The organism is Paraburkholderia tropica (assembly GCF_014171495.1).
Taxonomy (GTDB): domain Bacteria; phylum Pseudomonadota; class Gammaproteobacteria; order Burkholderiales; family Burkholderiaceae; genus Paraburkholderia; species Paraburkholderia tropica.
Genome location: NZ_CP049134.1, coordinates 2,049,520 through 2,066,103 on the forward strand (window position 1 = coordinate 2,049,520; position 16,584 = coordinate 2,066,103).

Annotated in this window: 14 protein-coding genes; 2 read left to right on the forward strand and 12 right to left on the reverse strand. The window is 64.8% G+C overall.

Annotated elements, in window-relative coordinates:
• Positions 1-502: 502 nt before the first annotated feature.
• The gene (locus tag G5S35_RS09235) at positions 503-1,495 is read left to right on the forward strand and encodes a ferritin-like domain-containing protein (protein ID WP_183038232.1); all 993 of its coding nucleotides are present in this window, start codon (positions 503-505) and stop codon (positions 1,493-1,495) included.
• Between the two features lie 77 nt (positions 1,496-1,572).
• Here the strand turns inward: G5S35_RS09235 and G5S35_RS09240 are convergent, their stop codons facing one another.
• From G5S35_RS09240 to G5S35_RS09285, 10 genes are all read right to left on the reverse strand, one after another.
• Positions 1,573-2,961: an MmgE/PrpD family protein gene (locus tag G5S35_RS09240; RefSeq protein WP_183038233.1), complete on the reverse strand. Its 1,389-nt coding sequence runs from the start codon at positions 2,959-2,961 to the stop codon at positions 1,573-1,575.
• Between the two features lie 40 nt (positions 2,962-3,001).
• Entirely contained in the window at positions 3,002-3,847 is an 846-nt protein-coding gene (locus G5S35_RS09245; RefSeq protein ID WP_065061159.1) for an HTD2 family dehydratase, read from the reverse strand.
• 156 nt (positions 3,848-4,003) lie between these two features.
• Positions 4,004-4,792 carry a citryl-CoA lyase gene (locus G5S35_RS09250; protein WP_065061158.1) on the reverse strand — a complete coding sequence of 263 codons (789 nt, stop codon included), beginning with the start codon at positions 4,790-4,792 and terminating at the stop codon, positions 4,004-4,006.
• 64 nt (positions 4,793-4,856) lie between these two features.
• Positions 4,857-5,726 (reverse strand): MaoC/PaaZ C-terminal domain-containing protein, encoded by an 870-nt coding sequence (locus G5S35_RS09255; protein WP_065061157.1) that lies wholly within the window; start codon positions 5,724-5,726, stop codon positions 4,857-4,859.
• A 67-nt stretch (positions 5,727-5,793) separates the two neighbouring features.
• On the reverse strand, positions 5,794-6,594 hold the full coding sequence (locus G5S35_RS09260) for an enoyl-CoA hydratase/isomerase family protein (protein ID WP_074986373.1): 801 nt from the start codon (positions 6,592-6,594) through the stop codon (positions 5,794-5,796).
• Positions 6,591-7,760 carry a lipoate--protein ligase family protein gene (locus G5S35_RS09265; protein WP_183038234.1) on the reverse strand — a complete coding sequence of 390 codons (1,170 nt, stop codon included), beginning with the start codon at positions 7,758-7,760 and terminating at the stop codon, positions 6,591-6,593. Before G5S35_RS09265 ends, G5S35_RS09260 begins: the two co-directional genes overlap by 4 nt.
• Entirely contained in the window at positions 7,757-8,938 is a 1,182-nt protein-coding gene (locus G5S35_RS09270) for a phenylacetate--CoA ligase family protein (protein WP_074986375.1), read from the reverse strand. The genes G5S35_RS09265 and G5S35_RS09270 overlap by 4 nt, the downstream gene beginning before the upstream one ends.
• 39 nt (positions 8,939-8,977) lie before the next feature.
• Complete coding sequence (locus G5S35_RS09275; RefSeq protein WP_065061153.1) at positions 8,978-10,177, reverse strand: acetyl-CoA C-acetyltransferase; 1,200 nt, start codon at positions 10,175-10,177, stop codon at positions 8,978-8,980.
• A gap of 57 nt (positions 10,178-10,234) precedes the next feature.
• The gene (locus G5S35_RS09280) at positions 10,235-11,536 is read right to left on the reverse strand and encodes an acetyl-CoA hydrolase/transferase family protein (RefSeq protein WP_183038235.1); all 1,302 of its coding nucleotides are present in this window, start codon (positions 11,534-11,536) and stop codon (positions 10,235-10,237) included.
• Positions 11,536-12,441, reverse strand: coding sequence for an SDR family NAD(P)-dependent oxidoreductase (locus G5S35_RS09285; protein ID WP_124260900.1), 906 nt, complete (start codon positions 12,439-12,441; stop codon positions 11,536-11,538). Before G5S35_RS09285 ends, G5S35_RS09280 begins: the two co-directional genes overlap by 1 nt.
• Positions 12,442-12,765: 324 nt before the next feature.
• Between G5S35_RS09285 and G5S35_RS09290 the strand changes: the two genes are divergently transcribed.
• Positions 12,766-13,668: a LysR substrate-binding domain-containing protein gene (locus G5S35_RS09290; RefSeq protein ID WP_065061151.1), complete on the forward strand. Its 903-nt coding sequence runs from the start codon at positions 12,766-12,768 to the stop codon at positions 13,666-13,668.
• 82 nt (positions 13,669-13,750) lie between these two features.
• Here the strand turns inward: G5S35_RS09290 and G5S35_RS09295 are convergent, their stop codons facing one another.
• Positions 13,751-14,908, reverse strand: coding sequence for an acyl-CoA dehydrogenase family protein (locus G5S35_RS09295; protein ID WP_065061150.1), 1,158 nt, complete (start codon positions 14,906-14,908; stop codon positions 13,751-13,753).
• 55 nt (positions 14,909-14,963) lie between these two features.
• Positions 14,964-16,493: a class I adenylate-forming enzyme family protein gene (locus G5S35_RS09300; protein WP_080180559.1), complete on the reverse strand. Its 1,530-nt coding sequence runs from the start codon at positions 16,491-16,493 to the stop codon at positions 14,964-14,966.
• Between the last annotated feature and the right edge of the window lie 91 nt (positions 16,494-16,584).

Here is a 16,584-nt window from a genome sequence, read left to right on the forward strand (position 1 = left end):
AAGATTCGCCGTGTTGCAGCGAATCAAACATCCGCCACAGGCTATATCGAATAGCGCGATGACGCGCTGTATCTGCGCTATTTAATTCCCCGCGATATTTCGGTTTATTTTTCTGGCACGAGATGACTGTCGATATTCGTCTTCATTATGCTTTTTATCGAAACCACGCCGGTTATCGTTCAAGCAAATGCAACGATCCTCACGCGCTCGGCACGCGTTGACGTGAAAAACAGGGTCAAGCTCCAAAGCCCTTGAGCTAGGCGATTTTCTGCCTGAATTCAAGCCGATTCAACTGATCTGGATCGATCGATCTCGCGCGCGACATATGCCGAACGGTGCCACAATTAGCGGAAACGATTGAAGACAGCGATCGAAAAAACCGGCAATCGATCTCAAGCCATCTTTAATCGGCGTGAATCATCCATTCAGGCCGCCACGGTGAGTTCATTCGTTTTTTATTACAGGCGTTTCGGCGTTGTGCTCAACCTGGAGAGGTTTTCTGATGAGCGATCAGGCCATCGACAGCTTCGACACCGCGCGGCTCATCCCGGGCTTCAGCGCGCCGCACTTGCCGCTGCATCATGCGGACCGCCGCACGCTCGAAGCGGCGGACTACACCACGCGCCACTGGACCAGCGATGCAAGCGGCCCGCTCACGCCCGGCACGGATCTGCATCGTCGCGAGACCTGCCGCATGTTCCGCGAGACCTTCAATCCGTACCGGCCCGCCGTGCTCGAATGGCCCGTGCTCGAACCGGCCGCGCTCAAGCGCATTGTCGAACTGCCGATCTGGGACATCGCCGTGCAGACCGAGGGCAAGGCGCGCCTGCGCATGGCCGCCTATGCCGCCACGCTCGACGACCCGGACATGCGCGCGGCGCTCGCGCTCAACGCATGGGAAGAAAGCCGACACAAAGACGTGCTCTCGCGACTCGTCGCGGCCTACGGCATCGCGCTCGCGAGCGAGCCGCCCTACGTATTGCCGAAAGACGCCGAATGGGCCTATCTCGTCACCGGCTACAGCGAATGCGTGGACAGCTTCTTCGCCTTCGGCCTCTTCGAAGTCGCCAAACGCTCGGGCCTCTTTCCGCCCGAACTGATCGACACCTTCGAACCGGTCATGCAGGAAGAGTGCCGCCATATTCTGCTGTTCGCGAACTGGTTGGCGTGGCATCGCGCGCGGCTGTCATGGTGGCGACGAATCCGCTTCGAGCTGCGCGTCGCCGCCGTGTGGGTGTTTCTGTGCTGGGAGCGCGTGGGGCTCGCGCGCGCGATGGACGCCGACGGCAACGAGCATCGGCAAGACAACAACTTCACGATGAACGGCGCGCAGTCAGTCAGCGACGTCGATATCGGCGTGCCGGATCTGATGCGCTTGTGTCTCGCGGAAAACACGCGGCGTTTCTCGGGTTACGACATGCGTTTGCAGCGGCCTGAAACCGTGCCGAAACTCGTGCGTTTCGCCTTGCGTTTTGCGCGCGAGAAACGGCGGTAACCTTTCAAGCTGAACAATAAAAAAACGCCGGGAATTCCGGCGTTTTTTTGCGTTCTCGTCGATTCGGCGGAGGGTGCTTATGCGGCGGCTTTCGTCTCGCCGTGCTCAAACAACGCGCCCACGCGAGCACACTCCGCAATCGCCCAGGCATCGTCGAGCAACGCACGCGCCTGTGCTTCGCTCGCCGCGTGCGAGAACGCCGCGAGACGCACGAACTTCGAAGCAATCTCGTCGCGCGAGAGCGTATTGCCGGGATCGCCCTTCGGTTCGTCGACGCGTCCGTGCAGCGTGCGGCCGTCGTGCGTCGTGACCGTCACCTTGCCGATCCAGCGCGCCGGATACGCGCGATCCACTTCCTCGTCGAGCGCCATCGTCACGCGTTCGCGGAACGCGGCGATATCGGCTTCGGCGTAGCCGTGCTCGAACTCGTTCACGCCCGCATAGCCGCGATACGCGCAGAGGCCCAGCACCGTGCCCATGTTGAACTTCGCCTGGTGCACCGTGCTCGGCACCACCACGTTGCCGAGCACGTCGATGGCGCCCTGATGCACGTGCGCGGTCACGGCGGCGATATCGGCGGGCGTGAGGCGATGCGCGGCCATCACCGCGAGCAAGGCGTCGGCGGCCGGATGCGTGTGGCGGCACGCCGCGTGATACTTGAACGAGGTCTCGACGGTCGCCCAGCGCTCGCCGAGACGATCGACGAGCTTCGCAGGATCGGCGTCGCTCGACATGCCCGCCGCCATCCCTTGCGCGCCTTCGAGAATGCGCTGCGCGCCGCGAAAGCCGTCCGCCGCGAGTTGCGCCGCCATCAAACCATTGGCCGCGGCCATCGCCGTGTGCAGTTGCTTCGAATCGGCGGCGTCGCGCAGGAATTCCCACAGCCCGCTTGCCTGCGTGCCCGCCGAGCCGAACGCGTCGAGCATCTGCCCGGGCGTGAGCTTGAGCAGGCGTCCCGCCGCCGCGGCCGCCGCAATCGTCCCGACCGTGCCCGTCGTGTGGAAGATCTTGTAGTGCGAGCGCCCCATGAATTCGCCGACGCGAATGCCGACTTCATAACCGGCCACCGACGCCGCGATAAATTCCGCCCCCGACGCACCAAGTGATTGCGCCAGAGCGAGCGTCACCGGAAACACCACGGTAGCCGGATGCAGCACGGAGCCGTTATGCACGTCGTCCTGCTCGACGAAATGCGAGGCCGCGCCGTTGATCATCGCCGCGAAATACGGCGTGGTGCGCGTGCGATCGATCACGACATCGCACGCATCGCTCGCGCTTTGCGCGCCGCGCGCCGTGCGCGCAAAACGCGCGATCGTTTCGACCGGACGCGCGCCCTTGCCGCCGAGCGCGGAGCCGAGCCAGTCCACATAAAGATTGACGGTGCGTTCGACAACGTGCGCCGGAATCGCGCGATAGTCGAGCGTCGCCGCGAACGCCGCGAGCGTGCGGCTGGGATGATCGGTCATGAGTCTGTCTGCGTGGAAAATGCGTGAATGAATGGAGCACTCAGGCGAACGTCGCCGTAGCCTGCATCGTCAGATAGCCGTCGTGGTCTTTCGCCCACAGTTCGACGGAGCGGCCGTCCGCAGCGGGCAGCCCGCAAAGCGTGAACGCGTTGCCCGCGAAGGTCGGACGCACCGCACGAAACGCGAAAGTCGCGACCGTTGCGTCGGGCCGTTCGCGATGCACGAGATCGAGCAGCAGCGTGGCGATCAGCGGACCGTGCACGATCAGTCCCGGATAGCCCTCTTCCTGCGTCACATACGGAAAATCGTAGTGGATGCGATGACCGTTGAACGTCAGCGCCGAATAGCGAAACAGCATCACGGCGTCGGCCGTGAGCGTGCGCGACCATGTTTCGCCGACCGGCGCGCTCACGGGTTTCGGCGCGCTCGCGCCAGCTTGCGGCGCGTCGCGATAGACGATGTCGTGCTCTTCCTCGATGCAGAGTTCGTCCGCCGCTTCATAGCGATGCTGCACCGTCACGAACACGAGACGGCCGCTGCGGCCGGTCTTGTCTTCGATGTTCGCAATCGTCGAGGTGCGTTGCGCGCGTTGCCCCGCACGCAGCGGCGCATGAAACGTGAGGCGGCCGCCCGCCCACATGCGGCGCGGCAACGCCACCGGCGGCAGAAAACCGCCGCGCTGCGGATGGCCGTCCGCACCGACTTGCGCGAGCGGCGCGACCGGCAGGAAATACAGCCAGTGCCACAACGGCGGCACATGCTCGCCGGGCGCGTCGCGATCGAGCGTGGCGGCGAGCGCGCGTAGCGGAAACGACGTGATGTCGTCAGCGAGCGTTTCGCTTTTGTCGAGCCACGCGTCAAGCGATGGCGTGGATGAATCGGACACGGTGCTCCTCCCTGCGGCTACGGCCGACGATGCGGCTACTATGCCGCGCGCGCCGCGTTTCGCGAAGTTGGCTTTGCCGAATCGGCCCTTTTGCGTGGCTTAATGCTTGCAGCCGGCTTTCGTCACTTCCTCGTTCAAACATCGTACGCGCGCCCTTCAAACTTCGCCGCGCAAATGCGCCGACGCTTCGTCTTCCACGCGCTGCCACAACTCGAACGACATCGGACGCTCGCCCTCTTCGAGCAGATGACCGACGAGGCCGATTGCGCGCGCCATCACGCCGAAGCCGCGCACGATGCGCCACGGAAAACCGAACTCGCAGCAGATCGCGCCGATCGCGCCCGTCGCGTTGATCGGCAGCGCCTTGCCCGACACGCGCTCCGCTTCCTTGCCGATCAATTGCATGAGCTTCACATAGTCGCCCGACAAACCGTTCTGCGCGGCGAGTTCGAACAGTCGCGGCGTGCGCGGATCGATCGGCTTGTGCAGCGGATGACCGAGGCCCGGAATCGGCGTGCCGCGCGCGCGCCAGGCGGCCACGGTATCGACGGCGAGTTTTTCGAGGTCGTCGCATTGCGTCCCATAGGGCAAGATTTCGGACAACATGCGGCACGCGCCCTCCATGCTGCCGACGAACACCGACCCGAGCCCGCACAAGCCGGCCGCGACGGCGGCCTGCAACGACTCGGGCGCGCCCGCATAGGTCATGCGCGCGGCGATCGCGCTCGGCGTCATGCCATGCTCGACCAGCGTGATGACGATGGCGTTGAACATCGCCGATTGCTGCGGCGTGGCGGCCTGACCGGTGAGTTGCAGAAAGGCGAAATCGCCGAGATTCATATGGCCGAGCACGTCGTCGGGCAGGCTCTTGCCGCGCACGACGATACGATCGGGCGTGCTGTATGCAATATCGGAACGCACCAGCGGTTTGGGTTGACGGGCCATGACTGCGATTCCTTCGAATTCGATTGACAGTGAATGTGCGCCGAACGACGCGTAGTGCCGAACCTCAGCGCAGCGACGCGGTGCCGTTGTTCAACACGATGATATTGCGCTCGACCACGCGCGCGCGAAAGCTCACGGCATTGCCGTCGCGCCAGATTTCGGTGCGGATCGTTTCGCCCGGATAAACCGGCGCGGTGAAACGCGCGTGAAAGCGCACGAGACGCGCGGGATCGCTCGCACACAGCGTCTTGAGCAGCGCGTGCGCCGCCACGGCCCACGTGGCGAGTCCGTGCAGGATTGGCCGCTCGAAACCCGCTGCGTGCGCGATTTGCGGGTCGGCGTGCAAGGCGTTGTCGTCGCCGCACAAACGATAGAGCAGCGCGGTTTCGGGACGCGTCGGCAATTCGCAGACATAATCGGCCTCGCGATCGGGCACCGCGGGCGGCGCCGACGGTGCCTCGTCGCTCGGACCGCCGTTGGCGCTAAACCCGCCATCGCCACGGCAGAACGTGAGCTGACGCAGCGTCGCGTAGCGCTCGCCCGTGGCCTTGTCCGTGAGGCTGCGTTCGATTTCGAGCAGCGCGCCTTTGCCTTCGCCTTTATCGACCACGCGCGTGATACGCGAGCGGCCAATCACCGTGGCTTCGCGCGGCAGCGGCTTGTGAATCTCGATGCCCTGTTCGCCGTGCAGCAGGCGCACCCAGTCGATGCCGCTTTTGGGGTCGCGCGCCCAGAAGCCCGGAAAGCCGAGCACGACGGCGAACGTCGGCGGCACGCGCAATTCTTTTTCGTAGACGAAAGCAAGATCGTCGACATCGACGGGATTCGCGCCGTAGCCCACCGCGAGGCTGTAGAACATCGCGTCGCGCGCGGTATAAGTCTGTTCGACGTCCTGAAACGGCCAGTTGCGCAGCGTGTGATAGTCGATCGTCATAACGGTGCGATGAAAGTGAATGGCGAGATTTTGGAAAGCGAGCGTTCGCTCACGTTTTCAGACCAGCTTATTGACTTACGGGCCACTGAAACAGCGGCGCTTCTTTCTCGCGAAAACGACGCACGGCCTCGCGATGAAACTCCGTGGTAAACGCAATGCCCTGCGCGGCGGCTTCGATGTCGAGCATCGCGCGCAAGTCGCTGCCGAGCGATTGATTGAGCGCGCGCTTCGCCAGTCCAAACGCGACCGGCGAGGCGTTGGCGAGACAAGCCGCGATCTGCGCGGCGCGCGCGTGCAACTGCGCCGCCTCGACGATCTCGAGCACCGCGCCCGCTTCCTTCGCCTCCGGCGCGCGCATCTCGCGCGCGGTAAATACGAGGTCTTTGGCGCGCGCGAGACCGACCACGCGCGGCAGCGTGTAGAACGCGCCGCAATCGGGCACGAGGCCCACTTTCATGAACGGCATGCAAAAACGCGCGCGCTCGCTGGCGATCACGAAGTCGGCGGCCAGCGCGAGACTGAAGCCCGCGCCGTAGCAGACACCGTCGACGGCGGCGATCACCGGACGATCGAGATCGATCAGCATGCTGATCCAGCCATGCAGGTCGTCGATGCGCTCGCGGCCCGCTTGCGCGCTCGTCACGTTCATGCCGCGCACGTCGCCGCCCGAACAGAAGTCGCCGCCCTCGCCGCGCAGCACCACGGCGCGTATCGAACGGTCAGCGCGAATGCGCACCACGGCGTCGTGCAACGCCGTGCGCATTTCCGTGTTCAGCGCGTTCTTCGCTTCGGGGCGATTAAAAGAAAGCGTGACCACGCCATCGTGTTGCGTGATCAGCAGCGTGTTGTTGTCTTCAGGCGCGTTCATGCGGTCGCTCCCGCCGAACCTTCGCGCACACGGTCGTCGGACGAAGCGGCCGATCCCGCCAGTTCGGCCAGCGCCTTGTCGAGCGCGGTCAGCAGATGCACGGGTTCGACGCCCGCGAACTCCACATCCTCGCGCGCGAGAAAGGCTTCGATATGCTGGCCGCACGCGTCACGCGTGGCGGCGAGACCCGCGAATCCGTCTTCGAGCCAGTCCACCGATCGCAGCGGCCGCGGATGCCAGTCGCCGTTCACGATCGCACGCTGCACCACGCCGCCGCGCACGAGCAGGCTCAACCAGATCAGTCCTGCCGGCGCTTTCTCGCGGCCGCGCACCACGCGGTCGCCTTCGCGCGCGTGCGGGCCGTAGCGCGTGGCTTCGCTCTTTTGATGGAACCAGCCGTCGTCGATCAGTTCGCTTTCGTATTGCTGCGCGAACGCGCGTTCATCGGCATTCAGTTCGCCCGCTTCGAGCGCGATATCGCCGAAGATGCGCCGCACGCACGCCTCGACCCACGCACGCAATTCGGCTTCGCTCACCGCACGGCCCAACTCCTGCTCCAGATACGTGTAGCGCGAGCCAAGATCCTTGTGCTTTTTGTCCTTCACTTTCTCGGGCGCCATCGGCATCGCACGCGCCGCGATAGCCGTATCGATGGCCTTCACGTTGAGCAGGATGCGGAACGTGAGCACGCCGCTTTCGATTTTCAGCGACGTGGCGACGAGCTTGCGGCCGTCGATTTCGACGTCGTTGAGCGGACGATAAGCGGCCGCGAGGCCGAACACTTCGCGCAACGCCTCGGCCACGTGACCGAGCACCGTGGGAAACGCCTGCGCGGCCGTCGACGGCACGCCGGGCAGATCGACCGGCAGATACAGCGCGAGAAACGCCGAGCCGCTACCCGCATAAATCGCTCCGCCGCTGCTCACACGACGACGCACCAGCACGTTGTTCTCGCGGCAGAACGGCAGGTCGAGCACCTGGTTCGGATCCTCGTTCACACCGACCGTGATGCTGTCGCTGTTGAACACGTTCAGAAGCACCGTGGGCGGTGCGCGACGCTCGGCCACCGCGCGCTCGACGGCGGGCGAGACCGACGTCGAAAAGTCGGCGTAACTATGGCCGCCCACCACGTAGCGCCACGGCGACGCTGCTGTCTTTGCGTTCATGCTGTCTCTCTCCTGTTGTCTTCGACCAGCGCGGCGCCGTCGAGCTTCTCGACAGTCTCGATCGCGTCGGCATGAATGAGCGTCTGGCGCTTGAAGCGCTCGGCGACGGTGTGCAGATCGGTGGGTGCGCCTTCCACGAGCAGCGTGAGATGATCGCCGCCGTGCGCCTTGCGACTGAGCACGAGCCGATACGCGCCCGTTGCGCCCGGCACGCCGAGCAGCACCGTTTTCAGTTCGGACGGATAGACCTTCACGCCCTTGACCTTCACCATCGAATCGACTCGACCGAACACCACGCGCGGCAGCGCCACCGTGCGTCCGTGCACGGGCGGCGTGCGTTCGAGCACGGTCAGATCGCCGGTGCGATAGCGCACGAGCGGCTGCAATTCCTTCTTCAGATGCGTGAGCACGAGTTCGCCGCGCTCGCCGTCGGGCAGCACTTCGCCGCTATCGGGATCGATCACTTCGGCGTAAAGCAGTTCGTCGAATACGTGGACGCCCGGCGATTCGCTACCGGGAAAAGTCCGCGCGACCGGCAAACATTCGGACAACGAATAACTGTCGATCAGCAGCGTATGGGGCATCGCGGCCCGCACGCGCGCATACAGTTCCGCGTTGCCGCTGAACGCCTCGCCGCCCGCGAAGAACACGCGCGGAATCGGGCAGCCCGCTTCGATCAGCTTCAGCGCATGCGAAGGATTGCCCGCAAGCACCGTCACGCCGCATTGACGCGCGACCTGTGCGGCGCGCTCCGTTTCGCCGGGGCCGTGCGGAATGCACGCCACGCCGCGCGCCTCCATCTGGCTTTGATAGAACAGGCCCGCGACAAACAGGTGATAGCCGAACGTGACCATGCAGACGTCGCCGGGACCGATGCCGCACGCGTCGAGATGCTGCCCGCAGGCCGCTTCGATGGTGCGCAGATCGGCGGTGCTGTGCAGAATGGGCACGAGCGACGCGCCCATCGGCGTGAGATGCACGCGCACGGGCGGCGCGGAGGGCGCGGGCGCGAACGCGCCGTAGCCAGGCTTCGCCATTTCGGCGACGAGTTGCGCGCGCGACATCAGCGGCACGCGTTGCGCGAATTCCGCCGTGCTCGTCACTTCGCGCGGCAAACGCCCCGCATAGAACGGATGCGTGTGCAGGCGCTCAAGCTGCGCATTGAGCCGATGCAGCATGGTTGTCTCCTCCTGTTGATCGTGCCGCGCCCGTCTGCGTCAGACCGCGCGTTCGAAGATCGCTGCGATGCCCTGCCCGCCGCCCACGCACATCGTTTCGAGTCCGTAACGGCCTTTACGGCGCTGCAATTCGTAGAGCAGCGTGGTGAGCATGCGCACGCCAGTCGCGCCGATCGGATGACCGAGCGAAATACCCGAACCGTTCACGTTCAGACGCGATTCGTCGTGCCAGCCCCAGCCCTTGAGCACCGCGAGCACCTGGCACGCAAACGCTTCGTTCAATTCGACGAGATCGAGCTGATCGAACGTGAGCCCCGTCTTTTGCAGCAGTTTTTTCACGGCAGGCACCGGGCCGATGCCCATCGTCGCGGGCTCGCAGCCCGACGCGGCCCAGCCGGTCAGATAACCGAGCGGCGTGAGCCCGAGTTTGTCGAGTTGATCTTCGGCGACGATCAGGCACGCGGCGGCCGCGTCGTTCTGCTGACTCGCGTTGCCCGCCGTGACGGTGCCGCCCTTGATGAGCGGCTTGAGCTTCGAAAGCGACGCCTCGCTCGCGTCGGCGCGGATGCCTTCGTCGCGCGCGAACTGCACGGCATCGCCCTTGCGTTGCGGCACCGAAACCGTGACGACTTCATCGGCGAAGCGCCCGGATTCCCAGGCCGCCGCCGCGCGCTGATGACTGCGCACCGCGTACGCGTCGGCTTCTTCGCGCGTGATGCCGTATTCCTTCGCGAGGTTTTCCGCCGTCTCGATCATTCCCGAGATGTAGCCGAAGCGCGCCTCGGGCTGCGAGCGCTCGCGGCCGCGTTCGAGCCGGTCGTGCATGCGCACTGAACCGGCGCGCGCGCCCCAGCGCATATCGGTGGTGTAGTACTCGATGTTGCTCATGCTCTCGACTCCGCCCGCCACGACCACATCGGCGGCGCCGCTCTGCACCATCATCGCGGCCGTGACGACCGCCTGCAGGCCTCCGCCGCAACGACGGTCGAGCTGCATGCCGGGCACTTCCACCGGCAGTCCCGCTTCGAGCGCGGCCCAGCGGCCGATGCACGGCGTCTCGCTGTTCGCATAGGACTGCGCGAACACGACGTCTTCGATACGCGCGGCGTCGATGCCGCTACGCGCGATGGTCTCGCGCAGCACCGTGGCGGCCAGCGCCTCCACGCTCATGGGGCGCAGACTGCCGCCGAAGGTGCCGACGGGAGTACGGACCGGCGCTACGATTGCTGCTCGTCTCATTTCGGATTCCTTTTTATTCGATTCGGTTGCCGACTTCGTGTTGCGTGAATTCGCGTATCAGGCCGCGACGGTCTCGCGCTGCGCGTGATGCGCGGCGGCCAGCGCCTCGCGCTGTTCGGGCGGCGCAATCTCCAGCATGCGCGCGACACGCTGCGCGAGCGTGAGTCCGCGCAGATCGGCCACGCCATGTTCGGTCACGATGATCGCAGCGTCGCTACGCGGCGTGCTCACGGGACCATTGAGCCGCGCAACGATCCGGCTGCCGTGCCGCGTGCTCGACGCGAGCGCGACGATCGCCATGCCGCCACGCGAACGCGCCGCGCCGCGCATGAAATCGAGCGCGCCACCGACCGCGCCCACGTAGCGCCCCGCCGCGACTTCGGCATTCACCTGCCCGGTCAGGTCGACTTCGAGCGCCGAATTGATCGCGACGAAACGGTCGAGACTGCCGAGCACGTCGATGTCGTGCGTATAGGCGGTCGAACGAAACTGCGCCTGCGCATTGCGATGCGCGAAGCGATACGCGCGGCGCGTGCCCATCAACGTGCCCGCGATGCTCACGCCCGCGTCGCGCGTCTTGCGTGCGTTCGTCACGACGCCCGCTTCCGTGAGATCGGCGAGCGCGTCGCCAAATGCGCCCGTATGCACGCCCAGATCGCGGCGATCATGCAGACGCGCAGCGATCGTTTCGGGCAGCGCGCCGAGCCCCAATTGCAGCGTCGAACCATCTTCGATCAGCCCCGCAACGTGCGTGGCGATCCGCGCTTCGACTTCGCCCGCGAGTGCGAGCGGCGCTTCGAGCGGCATGCGTTCGGTGTGGATCAGCGCGTCGAAGTCGTGCGAGACCAGTACGCGCTCGCCATGCGTCCACGGCGCGGCCGCATTGACTTCGGCGATCACCACGCGCGCGCTGTCGATCAGCGGCACCAGATATTCGTGCGCAACCGAGAGGCTGTAACGCCCCGCTTCGTCGGCGGGCGCGACCTGCAACAGCAGCACGTCGACGCGGTTCGGACCGCGCGTGAGCGTCTCGCGAAACTGCGAGTAGTGGCACGGCAGAATGTCGAGCAGCCCCGCGCGTTCGAGCGCGCGATTCGCGCCCGCGCCGCCATAGCCCGCAAAATCGACGACATCGGCGCAGGCGGGATCGAGTGCGTCGGACCACGTCGCGCCCACGAAGACGCGAAAACGTCCGCCCGACTTCGCCTGACGCGCAATCGCGTGACGCTGCGCCATCAAGCGCGTCGTGAGGGCCAGCGGCTCCGCGCCGCATTGGCCCCACGCCACCGTATCGCCGGGGCGCACGTACTGCGCGAGATCGAGCTGGTCCGCGTCGATCACGCGCGCGGCGCGCGTCATCAGATCGGATCCCAGCTGAACACGTCGGCGGAAACGTCGAGCGTATGGAACGATTTGCGCAGCGCGGGCATGGCGTGCTCGGCGATGCTCTGCGGCGTCCAGCCTTCGCCGCGATGCACCGAGCGCACCGGACGCGGCTGGCTCATCAGGAAGATTTCGTTGTTGCGCACCGCGAAGATCTGCCCCGTGACATCGGCGGCCTCTTCGCTCGCGAGAAACACGGCGAGCGGCGCGATCTTGGCGGGCGTCATCTGCTTGATCTTTTCGACGCGCGCTTCCTGCTCGGCCGAATCGATCTTGATCGAATTGATCATGCGGCTCCACGCAAACGGCGCGATGCAGTTCGAGCGCACGCCGAACTTCTGCAAATCGAGCGCAATCGATTTCGACAGCCCCGCAATCCCGAGTTTCGCCGCACTGTAATTGGCCTGCGCGAGATTGCCGATCAGGCCCGACGTCGACGTCATATGCACGAACGCGCCGCTGCGCTGTTCCTTGAAGTGATCGGCGGCCGCGCGCGACACATAGTACGAGCCGTACAGATGCACCTTCACGACGGCGTCGAATTCTTCTTCGCTCATCTTGTGGAAGAAGCGGTCGCGCAGGATGCCCGCGTTGTTCACCACGCAGTCGATGCGGCCAAACACGTCGAGCGCGTTTTGCACGATGCGCGCTGCGCCTTGCGGGTCGGCGACGCTATCGGTGTTCGCCGTCGCCTGTCCGTCGAACGCGGCGATCTCGTTGACTACGGCCTGCGCGGGACCGTCGTTATGGCCCTCGCCCGCGAGCGACGCGCCCACGTCGTTGACCACGACTTTCGCGCCTTGACGCGCCATGGCCAGCGCGATATCGCGGCCGATGCCGCCGCCCGAGCCCGTCACCACCACCACCTTGCCGTCCAGCATCCGTTGCGTCGTCATCTTTCGTCTTCCTCCAGGCCGCCTTGCGCGGCGCGTTATTCGAATGATTGCCGTTGCCGGTGCGGGTCCGGCGTCACCGGCCGCGCACCGTGTCACAGTCTGCTTGCCAGCTTGACGCAAGGCGCACGCACGCACAATTTGGATATGCCGAACGCCCGTTTCGTCCACGATTAACCCGTGATTTCGCTAATGGCGCATGTTGCAATGCGGCGCAATAATCGCCAATGTGCGTCGATGCGCGCCCATGCTTCACGCATTGGCATACCGTAGACCGAACGGCGCACGCACAGTCACCACCCAGGCGGAGCAATGCATTTCGATCTAGTCGACCTGAAGCTCTTTACGCACGTCGCGGAAGCCAGCAGCCTCACGCGCGGCGCAGAACGCGCGCATCTGTCGCTGCCGGCGGCCAGCACGCGCATCAAGAATCTCGAAGAACAGGTCGGCGTCAAGCTGCTGTCGCGCACGAGTCAGGGCGTGACGCTCACCGCGCCCGGCGAAACGCTGCTCGCGCATGCGCGGCGCGTGCTCAAGCAACTCGAACAATTGAGCGGCGATCTGCAGGAATATTCACAGGGCGTGAAAGGCCACGTGCGCGTTTTCGCCAACACCACGGCAATGAGCGAGTTTCTGCCCGCGGTGCTGCGCACTTACCTGATCAATCATCCCGATGTCTACGTGGATATTCACGAACGTTTGAGCCCGGATATCGTGCGCGCGGTGCAGGACGGCACCATCGATATCGGCATCGTGGCGGGCGAAATCCGCACCGAGGGATTGCAGGCGATGCCGTATCGGCGCGATCGGCTCGTGCTCGTGACCGCGCTTTCGCATCCGCTCGCGCAGGCCAGCGAAACGGCATTTGCGAGCACGCTCGATTACGATTTCGTGGGTCCGCCCGACGAAAGCGCGATCTTCGCGTTTTTGAAGCGCGCCTCGTCGGATTTGCAGCGCACCATTCGCTGGCGCATTCAAGTGGGCAATTTCGAAGCCGCTTGCCGCATGATCGAAGCGAATATCGGCATTGGCGTCTTGCCCGAAGGCAGCGCGCGCCGCCATGCGCAAACCATGGCGCTCAAGATCGTGCCCCTCACCGACGAATGGGCCGTGCGCAAACTGCAAATCTGTGTGAACGATCGCGATGCGTTGCCGCTGTTCGCACGCAAACTCGTCGATCTGCTCGTGGCCGATGGCATCGGCCGGCTCGAATAATTCACGCTTTAAAAAAAAGAACGGCGGCGCATTGAAATTGCGCCGCCGTTTCTTTTCATTCAAATCAAAGCGATTCAATCTATTAACGCGCACCCGCCTCGCGCATCATATTGCGCGCGATGACGATCTGCTGAATCTGGCTCGTGCCTTCATAAATACGGAACAGGCGCACGTCGCGATAGAAACGCTCGATGCCGTATTCCGCCATATAACCCGCACCGCCAAAAATCTGCACCGCGCGATCGGCCACGCGCCCACACATTTCCGACGCGAAGAGTTTCGCGCAGGCCGCCTCGGTACTCACGTTCTTGCCTTCGTCGCGACGGCGCGCGGCGTCGAGCACCATGCAGCGCGCGGCGTAAAGCTCGGCCTGGCTATCGGCCAGCATGGCCTGCACAAGCTGGAATTCGCCGATCGCCTGACCGAACTGCTCGCGCTCCATCGCATAGCGCAGCGCGTCGTCGAGCATGCGCTGCGCCACCGCCACGCAGATCGCGGCAATATGAATGCGGCCCTTGTCGAGCACTTTCATCGCCGTCTTGAAGCCCACGCCTTCCTTGCCGCCGATGATGTTTTGCGCGGGCACTTTCACGTCTTCGAAAATCACGTCGCAAGTATGTGCACCCTTCTGGCCCATCTTGCGATCGCGGCGGCCGAAGCTGATGCCCGGCGTTTTTGCATCGACGATAAACGCCGTAATGCCGCCCGCGCGCGGTTCGTCGGGATTGGTGCGCGCCATCAGCGTGAACATGCCCGCTTGCGGCGCGTTCGTGATGAAACGCTTGGTGCCGTTCACCACGTAATAATCGCCGCGGCGTTCGGCGCGCGTCTTGAGCGACGCCGCATCCGAACCCGAGCCCGGTTCGGTGAGCGCGAAACTCGCGATCACTTCGCCGGTGGCGAGCTTCGGCAGCCACGTGGCCTTCTGCTCCTCGGTGCCGTCGATCACGATACCCTGCGAGCCGATACCCACCGTCGTACCGATGATCGAGCGGAACGCGGGCGAGGTCTTGCCGAGTTCGAACATCACCAGCACTTCCTCTTCCATCGTGAGGTCAAGGCCGCCGTAGACTTCCGGAATCGTCAGGCCGAACAGGCCCATCGTTTTCATGTCGTTGACGATATCGGCGGGAATTTCATCGGTTTCCGCCACGCGTTCCTCGTTCGGCACGAGACGCTCGCGCACGAAGCGCGCGACGTTATCGAGCAGAACGTTCATCGTTTCCTGGTCGCGAATCATTATTGTCGGTCCTGAGTTGGCGTACTTGAATGGATTGGACAGAACAGGCGCGCGTTCAGCGACGCCGCGCCGCAAGCTCGCGCAAGGGCTGCTTTTGCAGCTTGCCGCTCGCCGTGGTGGGAATCATGTCGATGGGCACGATCTGCGCGGGCCGCTTGTATGGCGAAAGCCGCTCGCCGATATAGCGTTGCAGCGCGTCGATATCGAGCGTCGCGCCCTCTTTCGGTTCGACGAAGGCCACGACTTCCTCGTTGCCCTCGGCGTCGGTGCGGCCCACGACCGCGCACAAACGCACCGCGTCATAGGTGTTGATCACCGATTCGACTTCGATCGGATACACGTTGAAGCCCGAGCGGATGATGAGATCCTTCGATCTGCCGACGATAAAGAGCGCGCCGTCGGCTTCGAGTCGGCCGAGGTCGCCGGTCTTGAGCCAGCCGTCGGCGTCGATCGCTTCTTCGGTCAAACGCGGTTCGCGATAGTAGCCGCGCATCACGCCCGGTCCGCGCACCCACAGTTCACCCGCTTCGCCGCGCGCGACTTCGTGGCCATCGGGGCCCACCACGCGCAGTTCCGCGCCCTCGACGATCTGCCCCGACGACACGTCCTTGCGCGGCCGGTCCATGCGTGTGATGAACAGCGAGCCCGCATATTCCGTCATGCCGTAGCCGTGATGCAGCGGCATGCCGAACAGCGTTTCGACCTGCTGTTTCAGCGTGGGGTCGAGCGGTCCGCCGCCCGTGTAAAGATAGCGCAGACGCGGCGCGTTCACGGCGCCGCCGTGTTCGCGCACGTAAGCGACGATGCGCGTGAACATCGTCGGCACGCCTTGAAGGATGGAGATTTCGGCGGCCGTGAGCGCACGCACGACTTCTTCCGCAGAAAAGCGCGCGGCCAGATGCAGGCTCGCGCCCGCCTCGAAGGTGGCGAGCAGCAGCGTGGCGAGGCCGAAGATGTGCGACATCGGCATGACCGCATAGGCGCAGTCGGCGGGACTCATCTCACGCGAGGTCGCGGACACGCGCGCGAAATGCAGCAGCCCGCGATGCGTGGCCATCACACCCTTGGGCTGGCCCGTCGTGCCCGAGGTGTAGATCAGCAGCGCGACTTCATGCGCGAGCGCCTCGGGCTCGCGCGTGGCGGCGGGATCGGCGTCGGCCATCATGAGCGGGCCGAGGCCTTCGGGCGCGATTTCCTTCGCGCGATGACGCACGCCATGACGCAGCGCGTCGGGCGACGCGGCGTGCGTGAACAGCACGAGACGCGGCCCGCAGTGCGCGCGGATGGTTTCGATTTCGCGCTCGGACAGCCGCGCGTTGACGATGGCCGGCCACGCACCGATCTCCGAGAGCGCGAACAGCAGCGCGATCACGGCGGAACAGTTTTCGGCGACCACCATCACGCGGTCGCCCGTGCCCACGCCCTGTTCGCGCAGGAAGCGTTGCGCCGCCTCCACGTTCTGCCAGAGCTGGCCGAAGCCGGTTTCCCGGCCCTCTTCGCGTATCGCCGTGGCATCGGGCGTTGTTTGCGCCCAGTGCCGCGCGATGTCGCTGATCTTGCGCGCCGCTCGCCTCTCCACCGTCACCTCCTCTCTATGCCTTGTTTTCTGCGCGCGGCGTTATCTCGCACCGCGTCGCGACAGGCACCAGTTTGGTGGAGCAGCGCACGACCAACAA

Coding starts and splice junctions, on each gene's coding strand:
- G5S35_RS09255 (WP_065061157.1), bottom strand. CDS start 5,726: ATGACGATCGACTATCACACGCTGCGCAACTGGCCGTTTCAGGACGTC.
- G5S35_RS09290 (WP_065061151.1), top strand. CDS start 12,766: ATGCATTTCGATCTAGTCGACCTGAAGCTCTTTACGCACGTCGCGGAA.
- G5S35_RS09260 (WP_074986373.1), bottom strand. CDS start 6,594: ATGAACGCGCCTGAAGACAACAACACGCTGCTGATCACGCAACACGAT.
- G5S35_RS09295 (WP_065061150.1), bottom strand. CDS start 14,908: ATGATTCGCGACCAGGAAACGATGAACGTTCTGCTCGATAACGTCGCG.
- G5S35_RS09275 (WP_065061153.1), bottom strand. CDS start 10,177: ATGAGACGAGCAGCAATCGTAGCGCCGGTCCGTACTCCCGTCGGCACC.
- G5S35_RS09235 (WP_183038232.1), top strand. CDS start 503: ATGAGCGATCAGGCCATCGACAGCTTCGACACCGCGCGGCTCATCCCG.
- G5S35_RS09240 (WP_183038233.1), bottom strand. CDS start 2,961: ATGACCGATCATCCCAGCCGCACGCTCGCGGCGTTCGCGGCGACGCTC.
- G5S35_RS09270 (WP_074986375.1), bottom strand. CDS start 8,938: ATGCTGCATCGGCTCAATGCGCAGCTTGAGCGCCTGCACACGCATCCG.
- G5S35_RS09280 (WP_183038235.1), bottom strand. CDS start 11,536: ATGACGCGCGCCGCGCGCGTGATCGACGCGGACCAGCTCGATCTCGCG.
- G5S35_RS09265 (WP_183038234.1), bottom strand. CDS start 7,760: ATGAACGCAAAGACAGCAGCGTCGCCGTGGCGCTACGTGGTGGGCGGC.
- G5S35_RS09285 (WP_124260900.1), bottom strand. CDS start 12,441: ATGCTGGACGGCAAGGTGGTGGTGGTGACGGGCTCGGGCGGCGGCATC.
- G5S35_RS09250 (WP_065061158.1), bottom strand. CDS start 4,792: ATGGCCCGTCAACCCAAACCGCTGGTGCGTTCCGATATTGCATACAGC.